This is a genomic window from Microbacterium hominis (assembly GCF_013282805.1).
GTDB classification, from domain to species: Bacteria; Actinomycetota; Actinomycetes; order Actinomycetales; family Microbacteriaceae; genus Microbacterium; species Microbacterium hominis_B.
In genome coordinates, this window is record NZ_CP054038.1 from 2,480,034 (window position 1) to 2,500,753 (window position 20,720).

Below are 20,720 nucleotides of genomic sequence, written 5' to 3' on the forward strand. Positions count from 1 at the left end.
GGTCAGGCGACGTCGATCACCGGTTCGTGCCGCACCGGGAAGTTCACCGAGTTGGCAATGAAGCACCACTGGTGCGCCTGCGCGTGCGCGGCGAGCGCGGCATCCACCATCGACGCCTCCGCGACCGTCACCCGTGGACGCAGCACCACCTCGCGGAACGCGCCGCCGCCCCGGCCGTCTTCGACCATGAGCCCCGAGGCCTCGTCCGCATAGGCGACGACCACGACGCCCGCGGTCACGCACGCGTGCAGGTAGGACAGCAGGTGGCACTCGCTCAGGGCCGCCAGGAGCAGATCCTCCGGATTCCAGCGCGACGGGTCGCCGCGGAACGGCTTGTCGGCCGATGCCGCGAGCGCGGGCTTGCCCGCGATCTCGATCTCCACCGCGCGGTCGTAGTCGCGGTAGCCGGTCGTCCCGGGGCCGCGGTTGCCGGTCCACGTGGACCGGACGGAGTAGCGGTGCTCGCCGAACATGGCGACAGTCTGTCATGCAGGACCGCATGCTCCGGCCGAGTAGGCTGGCGTGGTGCCGCAGACCTTCTCCGCCGCCGCCGCCGCTCAACTCGCCGTGGTGGAGCGCAGCGGATTCGTGGAGTCGCGCCACAGCGGCTCGGCGATCGTGCTCCGCCCCGACGGGACCATCGCCGCCCAGCTGGGCGATCCCTCCGCGCTGATCCTCCCCCGCTCGAGCCTCAAGCCGCTGCAGGCGCTGGCGTGCCTGTCCGCCGGCGCCGACCTCGCCGGGGAGCGCCTGGGCCTTGCGACGGCCAGCCACTCCGGCACCGACCGGCACGTGGCCGTCGTGCACGAGATCCTCTCGCAGGCGGGCCTCGGCCACGACGACCTCGGGTGCCCGCCCGCGTGGGCCGGTGACACGGCCGCGCGCGACGAGATGGTGCGCGATCATGCCGAGCCCGCGCGCATCCGCATGAACTGCTCGGGCAAGCACGCCGCCATGCTGCTGACCTGCACGGCCAACGGCTGGTCCACCGACGACTACCTCCTCCCCGACCATCCGCTGCAGCTGCACGTCCGCGAGGTCGTCGAGCGGCTCATCGGCGAGAAGGTCGCCGGCACCGCCATCGACGGCTGCGGCGCCCCGGTGTACGCGATCACCCTGTTCGGGCTCGCGAAGGCCATCCACCGCATCGGCAACTCCTCCACGACCTCGCCCTTCGCCCTGCATCGCAGTGCGGGCGCCCTCGTGCAGGCCGTGCGCGAGAACCCCTGGACGATCGACGGCCCGGGACGGCCCGACACGATCGTCATCGAGCGCCTGGGCGTGTTCGCGAAGGGCGGGGCCGAGGGCGTGATGGTCATGGTCGCCCCCGACGGCACCACCGCCGCCCTCAAGATGCTCGACGGCAGCGGCCGTGCCGCGACCGCGGTCGCGCTGCGCCTGCTCGAGCGCGAAGGCGCGCTGGCGTCCGCGGACGTCGAGGACGCGATGTCGAAGCTTCCGCTGTCGGTCTCCGGCGGCGGGACGGATGTCGGGGCGATCCGCCCCGCTTTCTGAAGGCGCTCCCACCAGGAGCCCGAGCGCTCCAACGGCGGGGCGGAAAGGATCACGCACGATGAGGATCAGCGTCCCCACCGAGGTGAAGAACAACGAGTACCGGGTGGCCTTGACACCCGCGGGCGTCCACGACCTGGTCGCCGCGGGCCACGAGGTCTTCGTGCAGCGCGGCGCGGGCCTCGGCTCGTCGATGCCCGACGTCGAGTACGAGGCAGCCGGCGCCACGCTGCTCGATGACGCCGCCGAAGTCTGGGCGCGTGCGGAGCTCCTGCTCAAGGTGAAGGAGCCCATCGCGAGCGAGTACGGCTTCTTCCGCGACGACCTCGTGCTCTTCACCTATCTGCACCTGGCCGCCGACCGCCCCCTCACCGATCGCCTCGTCGCGGACCGCGTCACCGCGATCGCGTACGAGACGGTGCAGGCGCCCACCGGCGGTCTGCCCCTGCTCGCGCCGATGAGCGAGGTCGCCGGACGTCTCGCGCCCACCGTCGGCGCGGCGACCCTCATGCGCTCGGCGGGCGGGCTCGGCCTGCTGATGTCCGGCGTTCCCGGCACGCGGCCGGCGACGGTGACAGTGATCGGCGGCGGTGTCGCCGGGGCGAACGCCGCCGTGATCGCCGTGGGCCTGGGCGCCGACGTGACCGTGTTCGACACGAACGTCCATCGCCTGCGATATCTCGACGACCACTTCCAGGGGCGCGTCAAGACCGCGGCATCCAATCCCCTCGACCTCGACCGCGCCGTGGTCGCCAGCGACCTCGTGATCGGCTCGGTGCTCATCCCGGGCGCGAAGGCCCCGAAGCTCGTCACCAACGACATGGTCGCGCGCATGCGGTCGGGATCGGTGCTGGTGGACATCGCCGTCGACCAGGGCGGATGCTTCGAGGACACCCGACCGACCACGCACGCCGATCCGACGTTCCCGGTGCACGGCTCGGTGTTCTACTGCGTGGCCAACATGCCCGGGGCGGTGCCGAACACGTCGACATCGGCTCTGACGAACGCGACGCTGCCCTATATCCGCCAGATCGCACGCCACGGCTGGAAGGACGCGCTGCGCGCCGACGCGGGTCTGGCCGCAGGCCTCAACACCTTCGACGGCGCCGTGGTCAACAGCGGCGTCGCCGCCGCGCACGACGTGGCGCTCGCCCCGCTCGCGGACGCGCTCGTCTGAGCCTCGCGCACGCACGCCGGAGCCCGGCCCCCTGCGGGGCCGGGCTCCGTTGTCTCACGCCGTCGGTGTCTCTCGGCGCCGGTGTGCCTCGGCGCCGGTGTCCGCCTTTGCCGAGATCAGGTGATCCGGCGGACACAGGACAATCGCCTCGCGAGGCATCCTGTCTGCGCCGGATCACCTGATCTCAGCAACTCGCCTGCGGTCGGGCCGGTCTGTGGGGCCGGTCCGGCCGGTCGGGATGGTCAGGCCGGCGACCGCAGCCAGTCAGGCCAGAGGCTTCTCCTCCATGCCCCACGGCGAGCCGTAGCCGGCGGGTGCGGGTGCGGCGAGCAGGTCGAGGAAAGGCTTCGCGTCGAAGGCCTCGGGGCCGAGGATGCCGGTGCCCGACCACACCCCGGTCGCCAGGAGCTCGAGGGCGATGATGGGGTTGATCGCGGTCTGCCAGACCACCGCCTGCGAGTTGTATTCGGCCATCGTCTGCTCGTTGTCGGCGACATGGTACAGATACGTCGAGCGCGGCATCCCGTCCTTGCCGGTGCCGGTCACCCACACGCCCGCGCAGGTCTTGCCCGTCATGCGGTCGCCGAGGGTCGCCGGGTCGGGCAGGCAGGCTGCGACGACGTCGCGCGGCGATACCGAGACCCCCTTCACCGAGACCAGGTCCGTCTTGTCGAGGCCGAGCTTGTGCAGCACCTTCAGCACCTCGATGAACTCGTCGCCGAGGCCGTACTTGAAGGTCACCCGCTTCGCCTTGGTCCACCGCGGCATGAGGAGCACCTCCTCGTGCTCGACGTTGACGCACTCGACCGGTCCGATGCCCTCGGGGAAGTCGAACACCTCGGGTTCGCTGAACGGCGGGGTGGTGAACCAGCCGCGGCCCTCCTCGTACACGACGGGCGGGTTGAGGCATTCCTCGATCGTGGTCCAGATGGAGAACGACGGGGCGAAGTCGTACCCCTCGACGACGAGGTTCGCCCCATCGCGCACGCCGAGCTCGTCGATCTCCGAGAACAGGTGGTCCTCGGCGTAGCGGGCGAACACGTCCGACAGGCCCGGCTCCACGCCGATGCCCACCAGCGCCAGGCGACCGGCATCGCGCCATTCCTGCTCCTGCGCGAACTGGTCGTCGCCGAGCTTGACGCCGGTCAGTTCGTACGGCTTCTCGGCGTGCGGGTGCGACAGGCTCATCGCCATGTCGAGGTAGGTGGTGCCCGCCGCGAAGCAGCCGTCGAAGATGGGCATCACGAAGCGGGGGTCGACCGCGTTGAGCACGTGGGTGACGCCGTGGGCGCGGATGAGGTCGGCCACCGACTCGGCGCTCGAGGCGTCGACGCGTGCCGCGACGAGCCGCGGGTCGCCGATCTCGGCGACGAGGGCCTCGGGGCGTGCGGGGTCGTAGTCGGCGACGACGAGGGTCTCGAAGAAGTCGCGGCGCACGGCGATGCGGGCCGCGGCCGATCCGACGCCACCGGCGCCGACGATGAGGATACGCATGATGCTCCTGATCAGGGTCAGATTCCGCCGTCGACCGAGCGCAGGTGCTCGGCCGGGTCGTCGGGAACGAGGACGGGGGTGTCGCGATTGAGGCTCTCACCGCGGAAGAACGGCTTGGATCCCGGGAAGGCGAACCAGATCAGCATCAGGACCACGCCCACCGCGAGCGACCCGACGCCCAGCACGAACGTGCCGCCGATCCCGAGGAGCACCGTGTAGCCGTAGTCGACGTCGTACATGTCGATCGCGGACTGCACGAATGCGTAGGTGAGCATCAGCGCGCCGGCCAGGGGCAGGATGCCGCGATAGAGCAGGTTGCGGCCGGAGTCGCGCAGCGTGCGGCGGTAGTACCACACGCACGCGAAGCCGGTCACGGCGTAGTAGAACGCGATCGCGAGACCCAGCGACAGGATCGAGTCCTGCAGGATGTTGTCGCTGATCAGCGACATCCCGATGAAGTAGAGGCTCGCGACCACGCCCATGACGATCGTCGAGAACGACGGCGTCTGATAGCGCGGATGCACGGTGAGGAAGCGGCGCGGCAGCGCGCGATAGGCGGCCATGGCCAGCGTTCCGCGCGCCGTCGGGAGGATCGTGGTCTGGGTCGACGAGATCGCCGAGATGAGCACGGCGACCACGAGCACCCAGCCGAACGGGCCGAGCAGGCCGTCCTTGATCGCGAGGAAGATGTCGTCGGCGTTCGCCTCGTTGCCCAGGCCCGTGCCGGTCTCGCCGAGACCGGCGTACATCATGGCGGAGATCGTCACGCCGACGTAGGTGACCAGGAGGATGACGCACGTGAGGAGCGCTGCCCGACCGGGAATGCGCTTGGGGTCCTTGGTCTCCTCGTTCAGCGCGAGGCAGGTGTCCCAGCCCCAGTAGATGAACAGGGCCAGCAGCACGGCCTCGGTGAAGCCGCTCGCGTCGGTGAAGCCGAACGGGTTCAGCCAGGCCCAGTCGAACGGGGTCGGGTCCGGTGCGCTGCCGGCGAAGAACTGCCAGAGGGCGGCGACCACGAAGATGGCCAGGGCGAGGTACTGGATGGCGAGCAGGACGTTCTGAATGCGCTCGCCGATCTCGACGCCGCGCCAGCTCACCCAGGTCATCGCCGCGATGAACACGACGCCCGTGAGGGTGACGACGAACGCGTTCTCCGACAGGGAGCCGTCGCCGATCAGGGACCAGAAGTAGATGCCGGCGATCTGCGCGAGGTTGGCGAGGACGACCATGCCGGCCACGGCGACGCCCCAGCCGCCCATCCAGCCCACCCAGGGACCGAACGCCTTGGTGCCCCAGGTGAAGGTGGTGCCGCAGTCGGGGATCTCGTTGTTCAGCTCCCGGTAGGCGAATGCGATGAACAGCATCGGGATGAACGCGAGGATGAACGCGATGGGCGCCTGCGCGCCGACGGCGAGCACGACGAACCCGAGGGTCGCCACGAGTGAGTAGACGGGTGCGGTGGAGGCCAGACCGATGACGGTCGAGCCCCAGAGCCCGAGCGTCCCCGACGCCAGGCCCTTGCCTTCGCCGGGGGCGAGGGAGATCGGAGATGTAGCCACCCAAGGACGCTAAGCCGCCCCGGCGCCGGGAGCAAGCCGCGCTCACGGCCGATCCGACCGGACGTCGTCGCTCGGCAGGACGATGCGAACGGGATCCGCCCCCTCCCGCAGGAGCCACGCCCGTGCCCGACCGGCGTCGCAGTAGGGAGGCAGCACCCGTGATCCGGTCAGCAGTCGCAGCTCGCTCGCGCAGGAAGCGTCGACCACCACGTCGTGGTCGGAGCGCATCTCGGCAAGCGCCCGCCACCGCCGCTGCCACCCGTCGGGGTCGCCGACGACGACCATCCGAGTGCCGCCGGCCGGCGCTTCGGTCCATTCGTCGACGCCGACGACGGTCACTCCCGCGGCCTCCCACGCCGCGACGACGGCCCGGGTCGCCGGGGAGCGGCGCGCGACGAACCCGGTGAGCGCGGCGCGCGGCATCCACTCGGCGCGGTCGTCCCGACCGCTCGGCGCAACCACGGGCGCCTCCGCCACCTGCACGGCCACGCCGTCGAGCCGGCCGCGGCCGGGAGGGGCGTCCGGCTCGAAGTGTCCGGACTCGCCGCCCGCGGCGAAGTGGTCGGCACGGGAACGCGTCGCCAGCAGCAGGCGGTGCGGCAGGAGGTCGAACAGCCGCGCGGTCGCCCCGCCCAGCCGTCGAGTGGATGCCGCGACGAGATATCCTCCGGCACCCGCGCCGCGCAGGACCCGCTCGAGGAGGTCGAGCACCTCCGGCGCGTATTCGGGCGGGAACCGCGCCGGGAGCACGTCGAGGTCGTCGATGACGATCAGGCCACCCGACGAAGGCGGCGCCTCGACCAGAGAGTGCAGCTCGTCCCACGCGGCTTCGGCGTCGTGCGGCAGCTGCACCGCCCCGCGGTGCTGAGCCGCCAGCACGGCCAGGGCCGTCGACCGCCCGCTGCCCGCACCCCCGACCACCAGGAGGCCCCGATCCGCGGCGCGCACACCGGCGAGGCGCTGTCGCTGATGCTCGGGCTCATCGGCGAGGCCGAGCACCAGGACCCCCGGCTCGCGCTCCCGGTCGAGCAGATCCTCGAGCGGCACGCGTGCCGGCAGCGCCGGCAGCCAGGGTCGGCGCGGTCTCGGACCGCCCGCGGCGGCGTTCGCGATCCGCCCCACGTCGGCGGGCTCGGAGAGCGCGACCCGCACGCGCCGCGGTGCCGAGTCCGACGCCCGCCGCACGAGTGCGACGCCGCGGGCTTCGGGACCGCCCGACAGCTGCGCCGCGTCGTCGACGCCGAGCAGGCTCCGACTGTCGATGGGGTCGGCGACGCGGAGGGAGATGCGCAGCGGACAGTTCGCGAGGAGGTTGTCGCGGATGACGCCGGCGGCACGCTGGGTGCCGAGTACGAGGTGCATCCCGAGGGCCCTGCCCCGCGCGGCGACGTCCACGAACAATGCGTGCAGCTCCGGGTGGTCGCCGAGCAGCGCGGCGAACTCGTCGACGACGATGACCAGCCGCGGGAGCGAGACGCGGGGGTCGCGGATGTCGCGCGCGCCTGCCGCGGCGATCGTCGACTCTCGCCACCGCACCTCGGCGCGAAGACTCTCCAGAGCGCGGCGGGCGCCCTGGCCGTCGAGGTCGGTGAGCACCCCCGTCACGTGCGGCAGGGCGGTGAGAGCTTCGAACGCCGTGCCGCCCTTGAAGTCGGCGAGGAGGAAGCTCACCTCCGTGGTCGAGTGCGCGGCGCTCAGCGCCAGCACCCACGAGATGAGCAGCTCGCTCTTGCCTGAGCCGGTCATCCCGGCCACGACCGCGTGGGGGCCGTCGCTCACGAGATCTATGACGGCGGGGGCGTCCGCCTCGCGGCCGATGACGGCCGGGAGCGTGCCCCGACGGGCGGGAGGCGCGGCCGACAGCAGCGGCGCGAGCGCCACCGGTTCGTCGGCACGCTGCCTGCCGAACGCGACCGCGGCCCGTGCGGCCAGGTCGCGGGCGATCGCCGTCGCCTGCGCCGGGCCGATCGCCTCGACGGAGACATCGGTGCGCTCCCCCGCGAAGGAGACCGTCCCCCGGCCGAGGCCCTCGAGCCGCAGCATGGCGGCGCACCGGGGCGGCGGAGGCGCGTCGGGCTCGACGAGCGCGAGCACGATGTCTGCGTCCGCAGGGACCGGTTCACCGGCGTCGACAAGGGCCAGCACGCTGCCGGCATCGGCGAAGCGGTGCGGGACGAGCCGGGTCCATTCCTCGCCGTCGGCGCGCAGTCGCAGCTCCCCCGGGGGGAAGGCCAGGCACAGCTGCAGCGCGAGCGCCCGTCGCACGGCCTCCGCCGCACGCGCGGGCCCCGAGACGGCGACGCCCGCCAGCACCGGCACCGCGACCGGCCCATCGCTCAGGCGGGCGGCAGCGGCGCGCAGCCGCACAGACTCCGGGTCTCCCGCCCCGCCGCTGACCCGCACGTCGCTCGGCACCTCCCCCGCACCGAGCACGAGCGCCTCGGCCCGGCCCGGCATGGCCCTCCAGATGTCGTCGCCCGCCAGCAGGGACGCGCAGTCGGGATGCCGCACCCACCGCTGCGCGCGCTCCCGCCCGTGTCGCGCGGCGATCGCCGCCGCAGCCCGCTCCCTCGCCGCGGCCGCCGCGGCGACGGCTGCCCGGCGATCACGGCGCGCGACGCGCCGCTGGTCGAGCACGCTCGCGGCCGCCAGCAGCGGACCGAGCGCCGCGAGCCAGAGGGCGAGGATGGATCCGGTGACGAGCCAGATCGCGACCGCGCCCAGGACGGGGACCACCGCGGCAAGGATCGGCACACCCGGTCGCGGCGGAGCCGTCCACGCGCCCGGCAGCTCGATCGGCGCATCAGGATCGAGGGCGAAGGGATCGTCGAGCGGTGTCGGAGCGGCGGCGGACGGTGACATGGACGTCAGTCCACCGTGTCGTCCTCCGGCTTCCGCGTGGTCCGAGGTGGTTGTGGAGGGATCGTGCGCACGATCGCTCTGGGGAGGAGAGGCCGCAGACCGCGGTCCCCGGCCGGATCAGCTCTCGGCGGGGTCGTCGGGGCGGGCAGCCGTCGCGGCGTCGTCAGCGGCCACTGCTGCCTCGCCGGCGTCTGCCGACTCGTCGGCCTCTGCGGCGTCGTCGTCGGACTCCGCGTCATCCCCCTCGTCGGCCTCGTCCGCGGCCCGCGCCGCCACCCCCTCGGCCGTCTCCACGTCGAGCACGATGATCGAGATGTTGTCGCGTCCGCCGTTCTCCAGCGCCGCGTCGAGCATGGCGCGCACGGCGTCGGCGGGGTCGACGTTCTCGCGGAGGAAGTGCTTGATGCCGTAGTCGGTGAGCTCCTTGGTGAGCCCATCGGAGCAGATCACGAAGCGGTCGCCGTCGGCCACGTCGATGCGCACGTAGTCGGGTGTGACGCCTTCGCTGGGGCCGACCGCCCGCGTGATCACGTTGCCGTACGGGTGGTTCTCCGCTTCCTCGGGGCTCAGACGCCCCGCCGCGACAAGCTCCTGCACGACGGAGTGGTCGGTGGTGACCTGCACGATCTGGTCCTCGCGCACGAGGTAGACGCGGGAATCGCCGATGTTCAGCGTGACCCAGTGCGGATCGTCGGCGGTCTCGTCGAGGAACACCCCGGTGAGCGTCGTGCCGGTGCCGTCATCGGTGGTCTCGGGGTGCGAGGCGATGTCCTTGACCGCCCGGGTGAGCGCGCGTTCGATCGTCTGCGGCGTGACCGTGCCCTCTTCGACCACGGCCCGGAGGCGGGCGATGGTGGAGGCGCTCGCGATCTCCCCGCCCAGGTGACCCCCCATGCCGTCGGCGACGACGAACAGCGGGAAGCCGGCGAACACGGCGTCTTGATTGACATCGCGGCGACGCCCGGTATGGGTGACGGCCGCCCACGAGAGGGTCAGGTCGCCACCGGGCGCGCGTACCGCGCGGGACTCGGTGGATACCTCGGGCACGCCCTGTCCTTCCGCATGAGTCGGCGCTCACCCGGCCGCGGCGCGGCCGGGCAACGTGCCTCACATCCTAGTAGGTTCCTCCGACGCGCCCTCGGCAGACGACGCGCCGACACCCGAAACGACCGGGATCACGCCGGTCGGCGGGTGCTGCGGATCGTCTTCCTCCTCGATCGGCGCCTCGAACTGCGCGTTGTACAGCCGCCAATACGCGCCCCGCGCGGTGAGGAGCTCGTCGTGCGAGCCCTGCTCCACGATGGATCCCGCCTCCATGACGAGGATGAGATCGGCGTCGCGGATCGTCGAGAGCCGGTGGGCGATCACGAACGCAGTTCTGTCGGCCCGGAGGCGCGACATGGCGCGCTGGATGAGCAGCTCGGTGCGGGTGTCGACCGAGCTGGTGGCCTCGTCGAGGATGAGGATGCGCGGGTCGGCGAGGAACGCCCGGGCGATCGTGATGAGCTGCCGCTCGCCCACGCTGAGGTTGGTGGCCTCGTCATCGAGCTCGGTGTCGTAGCCGTCCGGGAGCGCATGGACGAACCGGTCGACGTACGCGGCCCGTGCCGCCGCGACGATCTCCTCCTCGGTCGCGTCGATCCGCCCGTACGCGATGTTCTCTCGGATCGTGCCGGAGAAGAGCCACGTGTCCTGGAGCACCATGCCGGTGCGCGCCCGCAGGTCGTCGCGCGTCATGCGCCGGGTGTCGACGCCGTCGAGGGTGATGGTGCCGGCATCCACGTCGTAGAAGCGCATGATGAGGTTCACGAGGGTGGTCTTGCCGGCGCCCGTGGGACCGACGATCGCCACCGTGCTGCCCGGCGTCGCCGTGAGCGCGAGGCCGTCGATGAGCGGCTTGTCCTCGACGTAGCGGAACGAGACGTCGTCGAACGCCAGGTGGCTCGCCGCGGCATCCACGGTCTCGGCGGGATCGGCGTCGGGCTTCTCCTCCTCCTCGTCGAGCAGTTCGAACACGCGCTCGGCGCTGGCAACGCCGGACTGGAGGAGGTTGGCCATCGACCCGAGCTGGCTGAGCGGCTGCGTGAACTGGCGCGAGTACTGGATGAACGCCTGCACGTCGCCGATGGACATCAGGCCGCCGGCGACCTGGAGGCCGCCCACCACCGCGATCGCCACGTACACCAGATTCCCGATGAAGGTCATGGCGGGCATGATGATGCCCGAGATGAACTGCGCGCCGAAGCTCGCCCGGTAGAGCTTCTCGTTCTCCCCGCGGAAGGCCTCCTCGGCCTCGCGCTGGTGCCCGAAGACCTTCACGATCGCGTGGCCCGAGAAGGTCTCCTCCACGCGTGCGTTGAGCACCCCTGTGGCGCCCCACTGCGCGACGAACAGCTTCTGCGAGCGCTTGGCGATCACCACCGTGATCACGACGGTCGCGGGGATCGTCACCAGGGCGATGACGGCGAGCAGGGGCGAGATGAGGAACATCATGACGAGGACCCCGATGACCGTGAGCAGGGAGATGACCACCTGCGACAGGGTCTGCTGCATCGTCTGGCCGATGTTGTCGACGTCGTTGGTGACGCGGCTGAGCAGTTCGCCGCGCTGGACGCGGTCGAAGTACGACAGCGGCAGCCGGTGGATCTTCTCCTCGACCTGCAGGCGGAGGCGGTTCATCGCGCGCTGCACGATGCCGTTGAGGATCCGCGCCTGCAGCCAGCCGAACACGCTCGCGAACACGTAGACGGCGAGCACGGCGGTGAGGATCCAGCCGAGCTGCTCGAAGTCGATCCCCGCTCCCGGCGTGAACTGCATCGCCGCGATCATGTCGGCCTGCTCCTGGTTGCCGCTGGCCACGAGGCCGTCCACCACCTCCTGCTGCGTCGCGCCGGCCGGCACCTGCAGCGAGATGAAGCCGGCGAACACGATGTTCGTCCCCTCGCCGAGCAGCTTCGGCCCGGTGACGGAGAGGGCGACCGAGAGGATGCCGAGCACGAGCACCATGACCAGCAGAGCGGCATCGCGGCGGAGCGTGCCGAGAAGGCGCTTGGCGCTGGGCAGGAAGTTCTGCGCCTTCTCCCCCGGCGCGGCGCCCGCGCCAGGACCGCGTCCGCCCATCGGGCCGCGCGCGGGCGCGGGACGGGAAGCCTGACCGCCGCTCATGCCGCCGCCTCCGCCGAGAGCTGGGATTCGACGATCTCGCGGTAGGTCTCGTTGGTGGCCACGAGGTCGTCGTGGGTGCCGAGTCCGACCATCCGACCATGGTCGAGCACCACGATCTGATCGGCGTGCTGGATCGTCGAGACCCGCTGGGCGACCACGACGCGTGTCGCGTCGGGAAGCCGCTCGTCGAGTGCACGGCGCAGCGCGGCATCCGTGCGCAGATCCAGCGCCGAGAACGAGTCGTCGAAGACGTAGATGCCGGGCCGCTTCACCAGCGCCCGCGCGATCGCCAGACGTTGGCGCTGGCCACCGGAGACGTTCGTGCCGCCCTGCGCGATCGGCGCCTCGAGGCCCTCCGGCATCGCCTCGACGAACTCGCGCCCCTGCGCGATCTCGAGCGCTTCCCACAGCTGCGCATCCGACGCCCCCTCATCGCCGTATCGGAGGTTCGATGCGATCGTGCCCGAGAACAGGAACGCGCGCTGCGGGATCAGGCCGACCCGCCGCCACAGCACGTCGGGGTCGTAGTCGCGCACGTCGATGCCGTCGACGCGCACGGCGCCCGCCGTGACGTCGAACAGCCGCGGCACGAGCCCCACCAGCGTGGTCTTGCCGGCGCCTGTCGACCCGATGATGGCCGTGGTGGTTCCGGGCTCGACGGTGAAGGTGAGGTCGTGCAGCACCGCCTCCTCCGCGCCGGGGTAGGCGAAGTCCACGTGGTCGAACTCGACCCGGCCGGCCGCCTCGCCGGGCGCCGTGGGCGCGGCGGGCGCGGTCACCGACGGCTGCGCGTCGAGCACCTCGCCGATGCGGTCGGCGCACACGGCCGCGCGCGGGATCATCACGAACATGAAGGTCGCCATCATGACGCCCATGAGGATCTGCATGAGGTAGGTGAGGAACGCGAACAGGGTGCCGATCTCGACGCCGTCGTCCTGCACCTGGAACGCGCCGAACCAGATCACGGCGACGCTGGAGAGATTCAGCACCAGCATGACCGCCGGGAACATCAGCGCCATCAGATTGCCCGCGCGCAGCGCCGTCTCCATGACGTCCTCGCTCGCGCCGGCGAACCGCGCGCGCTCCTCGCCTTCCCGGACGAAGGCGCGGATGACGCGGATGCCGGTCAGCTGCTCGCGCATGATCTGGTTGACCCGGTCGATGCGCCGCTGCATCTTCGAGAAGGCGGGCACCATGCGCCACACGATCAGGCCGACGATGACCAGCAGCACGGGGATCGACACCGCCATCAGCCACGACAGGCCCGCGTCCTGGCGGACCGCCATGATCACGCCGCCGATGGCGAGGATCGGCGCGGAGATCATGAGCGTCGCCGACACCTGCACGAGCATCTGCACCTGCTGCACATCGTTGGTGTTGCGCGTGATGAGCGACGGCGCCCCGAACTGGCCGACCTCGCGCTGCGAGAACGCGACCACGCGATGGAAGAAGTCCGAGCGCAGATCGCGGCCCATGCCCATCGCCAGCCGCGAGCCGAAATACACGGCCACGATCGAGCACACGATCTGCACGAAGCTGACGATCAGCATGACCCCGCCGGTCGACCAGATGTACGGGATGTCTCCCCGCACGACCCCGTCGTCGATGATGTCGGCGTTGAGCGTGGGCAGCCACAGCGATGCGATGGACTGCGCGAGCTGGAACACCACCACCGCGATGATCAGCGGCCAGGCGGGCGCCAGATAGCGCACCAGCAGCTTTCCGAGCACGTGCGGTCCCTTCCCGCGCGCGACGCGATCGGCCGCGCGCGTGTCGACGTTACGCCCGTCGATCGCGCCGCGCCAAGAGGCCCGCCGTGGCGGCGTGTCCGATCAGACGCGCGCGCCGGGATCCTCCGGCAGCGGGAAGAGTTCGTCGATGCGCGCGAGGTCGTCGGCCGTGGGGATCCATGCCGACGCGGCGGCGGCATTCGCATGCACCTGCTCGGGGCTGGTCGCGCCGGCGATGACGCTCGCGAGGGCGGGCTGGGCGAGCAGCCACCCGAAGGTCGCCTCCAGCATGGTGATGCCGCGCTCGTCGCAGAACGCCCGGTAGGCCTCCAGGGCGTCCCAGGGCGCGTCATCCCACACGTGACGGCGCTGGCGCATGATGCGGGTGTCGGCGGGAGCGTGGTCGCGCGTGAACTTGCCGGTGAGCAGCCCGTTGTGCAGCGGGAAGTACGGCAGGAATCCGAGGCCGAACCGGGCCGCGGCCGGGAGCACCTCGCGCTCGGCGGCCCGGGCGAGGAGGCTGTAGTGGTTCTGCGCCGAGACGAAGGGGATGCCGGACCGCGCCGCCGCGGTGAGATGCGCCTCCGCGATCTGCCAGCCCGCGAGGTTCGAATGGCCGATGTAGCGCACCTTCCCCTCGCGCACGAGGTCGCCGAGCGCGTCGAGGGTCTCCTCGATCGGGGTCTGCGGGTCGGGCACGTGCAGCTGGTAGAGGTCGATCCAGTCGGTCTGCAGGCGCGTGAGGGATCCTTCGACCGCGCGGCGGATGTACGCCCGCGACCCCTTGCCGCCCGACACCGGATATCCCATGTCCCGCCCGGGGTGGCCGAACTTCGTCGCGAGGACGACCTCGTCGCGCCGTCCCTTCAGCGCCTCGCCCATGAGCCGCTCCGACAGCCCGGGATCGCCGCCGTACATGTCGGCGGTGTCGAGGAAGGTGACACCCGCGTCGATCGCGGCATCCAGCACATCGCGTGTGCCGTCGATCGTCTCGGAACGGGTGCCGGGGCGCCCGAAGTTGTTGCAGCCGAGGCCGACGGCCGACACGAGCAGGCCGGACGCGCCGACCGGGCGGAGGGGAACACCAGAGGTCATGCCTCCCACGCTACGCGGTCGGCACCGGCGCCGCGCACGGGGACGGCCCCTCCCGAGGGAGGGGCCGTCCCGGCGGTGCGCCTACTGCTTGGGCGGCTCGGGCGAGGCCGGCGGCTCGGGCGAGGCCGGCGGCTCGGGCGAGGCCGGCGGCGGGCTCGCCGCGGGCGGTGCCGCGGGAGGCGGCGTCGGTGCCGCAGGAGGCGGCGTCGGAGCGGCGGCCGGCGGGGCGGGCGGGGGCATGTACCCGGCCGGAGGCGGCGGGGTGTAGCCGGCCGGAGGCGGCGGGGTGTAGCCCGGTGCCTGGCCCGGTGCCGCGTATCCCGAGCCCGTGGACTGGCTCGGGATGCCGGCCCACGTCGTCGAGTCGGCGAGGAAGTTGCCGGCCCACGGCGCCGGCGCGATCGCGGTGTTCCAGCGCGAGCGGTCGTAGGCGTTGATGCCCAGCCACACGATGGCGAGGAAGAAATACAGCAGCAGCCAGATGGCTTCCTTCTGCAGCTTCAGACCCACGCGCCAGGCGGCCAGGAGCGTGTAGGCGAAGGCGGCGAGACCGATGAGCGAGCCGATGACCGGGATCCACCCGAGCACGATGGTGCCGCCCCACAGGGCCAGCAGCCACCACGGGTTCAGGTCGCCGAGCTTGACGAAGATCAGGGTGTTGTAGACGGGCACCCACGCACGCCACTTCCCCTCCACTCCGGCCTTCTCGAAGATCTTCATCAGGAACAGCGATCCGATGATGTAGCCCAGCAGCACGAAGACCAGCATGAACATCGTGAAGAACAGGGCGGCGATGACGGATGCGCCGCTGTCGACGAGCGTGACATCGAACGGCATGGAATTCCCTCCTCAGGTCGGGTCCGCGCAGGCGGGTGCGGCGAGGCCCCACGCCCCGTCCGCCCTCATGCTAGCGACCGAGGGGCCCGGACGCTCAGCATTTTCCCAGGCGCGGCGCGAACATCACGCGAACAGCAGGATCTCGCCGTCGCCGTCGTCCTCGACGCGCAGTCCGGCCCCGTGCGCCCAGCGCACGAATCCGGCACGGGATGCCGCGCGCGGCCGCTCCTGGGCCAGACGGCGCACCAGAGCGCCCTTCGCGTGCTTGTTGAAGTGGTTGAGGGCGCGTGCGACGCCGTCGGCCCCTGCCGTCACCACGCGGACGTAGGCGGATGCGACCGGTGCGGGAACCGGCCCGAGCGCGGCGTACGCCTCAGACCGCAGATCGAGGACGAACGAGGGCTGCGCGGCAGCGAGCGCCGCCGTGACCGGCCCCGCCCAGACGCGCTTCAGGGGCGCCAGACCCGGCATCGAGGCGCCGGCGCCCAGTCGGTACGCGGGAATCGGATCGAGCGCGCCGATCGGGCCGAGGGGTGCGGAGTGGATCAGCACGTGCCGACCGAGCCAGCGGCGCGCCGCCGCGTCGAGCGAGGCGGCGTCGAGCGCGTCGAAGAGCACGCCAGTGTAGCGGTCGACCGCGGGCATCGTGGGGGCGTCGCGCAGGTGCGCGTTCACCGCGATCTCGGCGCGCTGCGTCGCCCCGAGTTTGAGCACCCGCGCCGCGGCATCCTCGTCGTCCGACAGGGCGACGAGCGCGTCGATCACGGCTTCGCGCTCGGGGCGAAGCCCGGGCAGGGCGAGCCGCGAGGCATCCAGCGGACGCCCGCGTCCGCCCGGGCGCTTGGTCTCGGACGGCGGCAGCAGGATGAGCATTCGGACCTCGCGGGAAAAGGCGAAGCGCGCCGCCCGGAGGCGACGCGCTTCGCGAAAGGGAACGGAACGGCGTCAGGCGATGAGAGCCGCGTTGCCGGCGACGATCGTGAGCTCGTCGCCCTCCATCGAGAGGAAGCCGTCCTGGGCGTTGGCCACGACCTTGGCACCGCTGGTCTGGGTGATGCGCACCTGACCTTCGGCGAGGATCGCGAGCACCGGCTCGTGACCGGGCATGAACCCGATCTCGCCGAGCACGGTCTTGGCGACGACCAGCGACGCCTCGCCCGACCAGACCTCCGCGTCAGCGGAGACCAGACTCACCTTGAGCGGCATTTCAGCCGTTCTCCTTCTGGATCTGCGCCCAGCGCTCCTCGACGTCGGAGATGCCGCCGACGTTGAAGAAGGCCTGCTCGGCGACGTGGTCGAAATCGCCCTTGACGATCGCATCGAACGACTCGATGGTCTCCTTGATCGGGACCGTGGAGCCCTCGACGCCGGTGAACTTCTTCGCCATGTAGGTGTTCTGCGAGAGGAACTGCTGGATGCGGCGCGCACGCGACACGACGATCTTGTCCTCTTCGGAGAGCTCGTCGACACCGAGGATCGCGATGATCTCCTGAAGCTCCTTGTTCTTCTGGAGGATCTGCTTCACGGCGGTGGCCACGCGGTAGTGGTCCTCGCCGATGTAGCGCGGGTCGAGGATGCGGCTCGTCGAGGTCAGCGGGTCGATGGCCGGGTACAGGCCCTTCGAGGCGATCTCACGCGAGAGCTCGGTGGTCGCGTCGAGGTGCGCGAAGGTGGTCGCCGGCGCGGGGTCGGTGTAGTCGTCGGCGGGCACGTAGATCGCCTGCAGCGAGGTGATCGAGTGACCGCGCGTCGAGGTGATGCGCTCCTGGAGCACACCCATCTCGTCGGCCAGGTTCGGCTGGTAGCCCACCGCGGAGGGCATGCGGCCCAGCAGCGTCGAGACCTCGGAACCGGCCTGCGTGAAGCGGAAGATGTTGTCGATGAACAGCAGCACGTCCTGCTTCTGCACGTCGCGGAAGTACTCGGCCATCGTGAGGGCCGAAAGGGCGACGCGCAGACGCGTCCCCGGCGGCTCGTCCATCTGGCCGAACACGAGGGCGGTCTTGTCGAAGACGCCCGCCTCCTCCATCTCGCCGATGAGGTCGTTGCCCTCACGGGTGCGCTCGCCGACGCCGGCGAACACGGAGACACCACCGTGGTCCTGCGCCACGCGCTGGATCATCTCCTGAATGAGGACGGTCTTGCCGACGCCCGCACCGCCGAACAGGCCGATCTTTCCACCCTGCACGTACGGCGTGAGCAGGTCGATCGACTTGATGCCGGTCTCGAACATCGCGGTCTTCGACTCGAGCTGGTCGAACGAGGGCGCCTTGCGGTGGATGCCCCAGCGCTCGGTGACCTCGATGGTCTCGCCCGGCTCGGCGTTGAGGACGTCGCCGGTCACGTTGAAGACGCGACCCTTGGTCACATCGCCGACGGGGACCATGATGGGGTCGCCGGTGTCGCGCACCTCCTGGCCGCGGACCATGCCGTCGGTGGGCTTGAGCGAGATGGCGCGGACGAGGTCGTCGCCGAGGTGCTGTGCCACCTCGAGCGTGATCTCGGTCGACTCGTCACCGATCGTGATGGTCGTCTTGAGCGCGTTGTAGATGTCGGGGATCGAGTCGTGCGGGAACTCGATGTCGACGACGGGGCCCGTCACGCGGGCCACGCGGCCGACGACGGGGGTCTCCGTCTTCTCAGCGGTGAGGCTCATGGCTTCTTCTCTTTCGTGTGGTCTATTTGCCCGACGCCAGCGCGTCGGCGCCGCCGACGATCTCGGCGATCTGCTGCGTGATCTCGGCCTGGCGTGCGTTGTTGCGCAGGCGGGTGTAGTCGGTGATGAGCTTGTCGGCGTTGTCGCTGGCCGACTTCATCGCCTTCTGCGTCGCCGCGTGCTTGGCCGCGGACGACTGCAGGAGCGCGTTGAAGACGCGGCTCTGGATGTAGACGGGCAGGAGCGCGTCCAGCACCACCTCGGCATCCGGCTCGAACTCGTAGAGCGGATACACCTGCGCGGACGTCGACTCCTCGGCCTCCACGACCTCCAGCGGCAGCAGACGCACCCGCTCGGGGGACTGCGTCATCATGCTGACGAAGCGGTTGTAGACGAGGTTGATCTCATCCACGCCACCGTCCTCGCCGCCGCGATCGTAGGCGTCCAGCAGGACGGCGGCGATCTCCTCGGCGGTCGTGAAGTGCGGCGTATCGGTGTCGCCCGTCCACTCGGCGGCGGCCGCCATGCGACGGAACTGGAAGTACCCGACGGCCTTGCGGCCGACCAGGTAGAACACCGGCTCCTTGCCCTGCTGGCGCAGAAGCTCCGCCAGCTCCATGCCCTCACGGAGGATCTGCGAGTTGAATGCGCCCGCGAGGCCCCGATCGGACGAGAAGATCACGACCGCGGAGCGGCGGATCGTCTCACGTTCGACGGTGAGCGGATGATCGATGTTCGAGTGCGTCGCGACGGCCGAGACGGCGCGCGTCACGGCTCGCGCGAAAGGCGACGACGCGCGCACACGCGCCATGGCCTTCTGGATGCGCGAAGCCGCGATGAGCTCCATCGCCTTCGTGATCTTCTTGGTCGTCTGAGCAGAGCTGATCTTCTGCTTGTAGACACGCAGTTGTGCGCCCATGGTTGTTCAGCCCCTCGGCCCGCCTCAGCGGCGGCCCTTGACGATCTTCTCCTGGTTCACGTCGTCAGCCGCAGCAGCCGCGACCTCTTCGTGGCCGGGCTGGTTGATGGACTGGCCCTTGCCGGCCTGGAACTCGAGGATGAACTCGTCGGTCTTCTTGGTCAGCTCGGCCACGGTGTCGTCGTCGAGGACGTTGGTGTCGCGGAGCGTGTCGAGGATCGACGTGTTGCGCTTGAGGTAGTCGATGAGCTCACGCTCGAAGGCGAGGATGTCCTCGACCTCGATCGAGTCGAGCTTGCCGTTGGTACCGGCCCAGATCGAGACGACCTGCTCCTCGACCGGGTACGGCGAGTACTGCGGCTGCTTGAGGAGCTCCGTCAGACGCGCACCGCGGGCCAGCTGACGACGCGAGGCGGCGTCGAGGTCCGAGGCGAACATCGCGAAGGCCTCGAGCGAACGGTACTGGGCGAGCTCCAGCTTGAGCGTGCCGGAGACCTTCTTGATCGACTTGACCTGAGCGTCACCACCCACGCGCGACACCGAGATGCCGACGTCGACCGCGGGACGCTGGTTGGCGTTGAACAGGTCGGACTGCAGGAAGATCTGGCCGTCGGTGATCGAGATCACGTTGGTCGGGATGTAAGCCGACACGTCGTTGGCCTTGGTCTCGATGATCGGCAGACCCGTCATCGAGCCGGCGCCCAGCTCGTCCGACAGCTTCGCGCAGCGCTCGAGTAGACGCGAGTGCAGGTAGAAGACGTCACCCGGGTAGGCCTCGCGGCCCGGCGGGCGGCGCAGCAGGAGCGACACGGCACGGTAGGCCTCGGCCTGCTTCGACAGGTCGTCGAAGATGACGAGGACGTGCTTGCCGCCGTACATCCAGTGCTGGCCGATGGCCGAGCCGGTGTACGGGGCGAGGTACTTGAAGCCGGCGGGGTCCGACGCGGGCGCCGCGACGATGGTCGTGTACTCCATCGCGCCGGCGTCCTCGAGGGCGCCCTTCACGGCCGCGATGGTCGAGCCCTTCTGACCGATCGCGACGTAGATGCAGCGAACCTGCTTCTCGACGTCGCCGGACTCCCAGTTGGACTTCTGGTTGATGATCGTGTCGATCGCGATCGCGGTCTTGCCGGTCTGGCGGTCGCCGATGATGAGCTGACGCTGGCCACGGCCGACGGGGATCATCGCGTCGATGGCCTTGATGCCGGTCTGCAGCGGCTCGTGCACCGACTTGCGCTGCATGACGCCCGGGGCCTGGAGTTCGAGCGCGCGGCGTCCCTCGCTCGCGATGTCGCCGAGACCGTCGATCGGGTTGCCGAGCGGGTCGACGACGCGGCCGAGGTAGCCGTCGCCCACGGCGACCGAGAGCACCTCGCCGGTGCGGGTGACCTGCTGACCGGCTTCGACGCCGGAGAAGTCGCCGAGCACGACGACACCGATCTCGTGCTCGTCGAGGTTCAGTGCGAGGCCCTCGGTGCCGTCTTCGAAGCGCACCAGTTCGTTCGCCATGACGCCGGGGAGACCCTCGACGTGGGCGATGCCGTCTGCGGCGTCGATGACGGTGCCGACCTCGGTGGCCGCTGCGCCCGTGGGCTCGTACGCGGCGACGAAGTCCTTCAGCGCGTCACGGATGACGTCGGGGCTGATAGAGATGTCTGCCATTGTCTTCCTTCGTTCTGTGGGGCCTCGGCCCCGAAATCTCCGCCGGCGGCGG

16 protein-coding genes are annotated in these 20,720 nt (G+C 70.6%); 2 read left to right on the plus strand and 14 right to left on the minus strand.

What is annotated here, in order from left to right; all coding sequences use genetic code 11:
• Window positions 1–2: 2 nt before the first annotated feature.
• Complete coding sequence (locus tag HQM25_RS11280) at window positions 3–473, minus strand: OsmC family protein (protein ID WP_172990317.1); 471 nt, start codon at window positions 471–473, stop codon at window positions 3–5.
• Window positions 474–525: 52 nt separating this feature from the next.
• On the opposite strand from HQM25_RS11280, the gene HQM25_RS11285 reads away from it, so the two are divergent.
• Together HQM25_RS11285 and ald are read left to right on the plus strand one after the other, a co-directional pair.
• On the plus strand, window positions 526–1,515 hold the full coding sequence (locus HQM25_RS11285; RefSeq protein ID WP_172990318.1) for an asparaginase: 990 nt from the start codon (window positions 526–528) through the stop codon (window positions 1,513–1,515).
• Window positions 1,516–1,573: 58 nt separating this feature from the next.
• Window positions 1,574–2,689 carry an alanine dehydrogenase gene (gene ald, locus HQM25_RS11290; RefSeq protein WP_172990319.1) on the plus strand — a complete coding sequence of 372 codons (1,116 nt, stop codon included), beginning with the start codon at window positions 1,574–1,576 and terminating at the stop codon, window positions 2,687–2,689.
• A 264-nt stretch (window positions 2,690–2,953) separates the two neighbouring features.
• Here the strand turns inward: ald and HQM25_RS11295 are convergent, their stop codons facing one another.
• The 13 genes from HQM25_RS11295 to atpA form a co-directional block, all read right to left on the minus strand.
• A complete protein-coding gene (locus HQM25_RS11295) occupies window positions 2,954–4,183 on the minus strand; it encodes a saccharopine dehydrogenase family protein (RefSeq protein ID WP_172990320.1) in 1,230 nt (409 codons plus the stop codon).
• A gap of 17 nt (window positions 4,184–4,200) precedes the next feature.
• On the minus strand, window positions 4,201–5,742 hold the full coding sequence (locus HQM25_RS11300) for an APC family permease (RefSeq protein ID WP_172990321.1): 1,542 nt from the start codon (window positions 5,740–5,742) through the stop codon (window positions 4,201–4,203).
• 42 nt (window positions 5,743–5,784) lie between these two features.
• Window positions 5,785–8,604, minus strand: a complete 2,820-nt coding sequence (locus tag HQM25_RS11305; RefSeq protein ID WP_172990322.1) for an FtsK/SpoIIIE domain-containing protein — start codon at window positions 8,602–8,604, stop codon at window positions 5,785–5,787.
• A 117-nt stretch (window positions 8,605–8,721) separates the two neighbouring features.
• On the minus strand, window positions 8,722–9,651 hold the full coding sequence (locus HQM25_RS11310; RefSeq protein ID WP_172990323.1) for a PP2C family protein-serine/threonine phosphatase: 930 nt from the start codon (window positions 9,649–9,651) through the stop codon (window positions 8,722–8,724).
• 60 nt (window positions 9,652–9,711) lie between these two features.
• The gene (locus tag HQM25_RS11315) at window positions 9,712–11,769 is read right to left on the minus strand and encodes an ABC transporter ATP-binding protein (protein WP_172990324.1); all 2,058 of its coding nucleotides are present in this window, start codon (window positions 11,767–11,769) and stop codon (window positions 9,712–9,714) included.
• Window positions 11,766–13,499, minus strand: coding sequence for an ABC transporter ATP-binding protein (locus HQM25_RS11320; protein ID WP_172990325.1), 1,734 nt, complete (start codon window positions 13,497–13,499; stop codon window positions 11,766–11,768). The genes HQM25_RS11315 and HQM25_RS11320 overlap by 4 nt, the downstream gene beginning before the upstream one ends.
• 102 nt (window positions 13,500–13,601) lie before the next feature.
• Window positions 13,602–14,594: an aldo/keto reductase gene (locus tag HQM25_RS11325; RefSeq protein WP_172990326.1), complete on the minus strand. Its 993-nt coding sequence runs from the start codon at window positions 14,592–14,594 to the stop codon at window positions 13,602–13,604.
• Window positions 14,595–14,675: 81 nt separating this feature from the next.
• A complete protein-coding gene (locus tag HQM25_RS11330) occupies window positions 14,676–15,431 on the minus strand; it encodes a DUF5684 domain-containing protein (protein ID WP_172990327.1) in 756 nt (251 codons plus the stop codon).
• A gap of 123 nt (window positions 15,432–15,554) precedes the next feature.
• Window positions 15,555–16,304, minus strand: a complete 750-nt coding sequence (locus tag HQM25_RS11335) for a YaaA family protein (RefSeq protein ID WP_172990328.1) — start codon at window positions 16,302–16,304, stop codon at window positions 15,555–15,557.
• A gap of 72 nt (window positions 16,305–16,376) precedes the next feature.
• Window positions 16,377–16,637, minus strand: a complete 261-nt coding sequence (locus HQM25_RS11340) for a F0F1 ATP synthase subunit epsilon (RefSeq protein ID WP_172990329.1) — start codon at window positions 16,635–16,637, stop codon at window positions 16,377–16,379.
• A gap of 1 nt (window position 16,638) precedes the next feature.
• The gene (gene atpD, locus HQM25_RS11345; RefSeq protein WP_172990330.1) at window positions 16,639–18,087 is read right to left on the minus strand and encodes a F0F1 ATP synthase subunit beta; all 1,449 of its coding nucleotides are present in this window, start codon (window positions 18,085–18,087) and stop codon (window positions 16,639–16,641) included.
• A gap of 22 nt (window positions 18,088–18,109) precedes the next feature.
• Window positions 18,110–19,006, minus strand: coding sequence for a F0F1 ATP synthase subunit gamma (locus HQM25_RS11350; protein WP_172990331.1), 897 nt, complete (start codon window positions 19,004–19,006; stop codon window positions 18,110–18,112).
• Between the two features lie 24 nt (window positions 19,007–19,030).
• The gene (gene atpA / locus HQM25_RS11355) at window positions 19,031–20,668 is read right to left on the minus strand and encodes a F0F1 ATP synthase subunit alpha (RefSeq protein ID WP_172990332.1); all 1,638 of its coding nucleotides are present in this window, start codon (window positions 20,666–20,668) and stop codon (window positions 19,031–19,033) included.
• Between the last annotated feature and the right edge of the window lie 52 nt (window positions 20,669–20,720).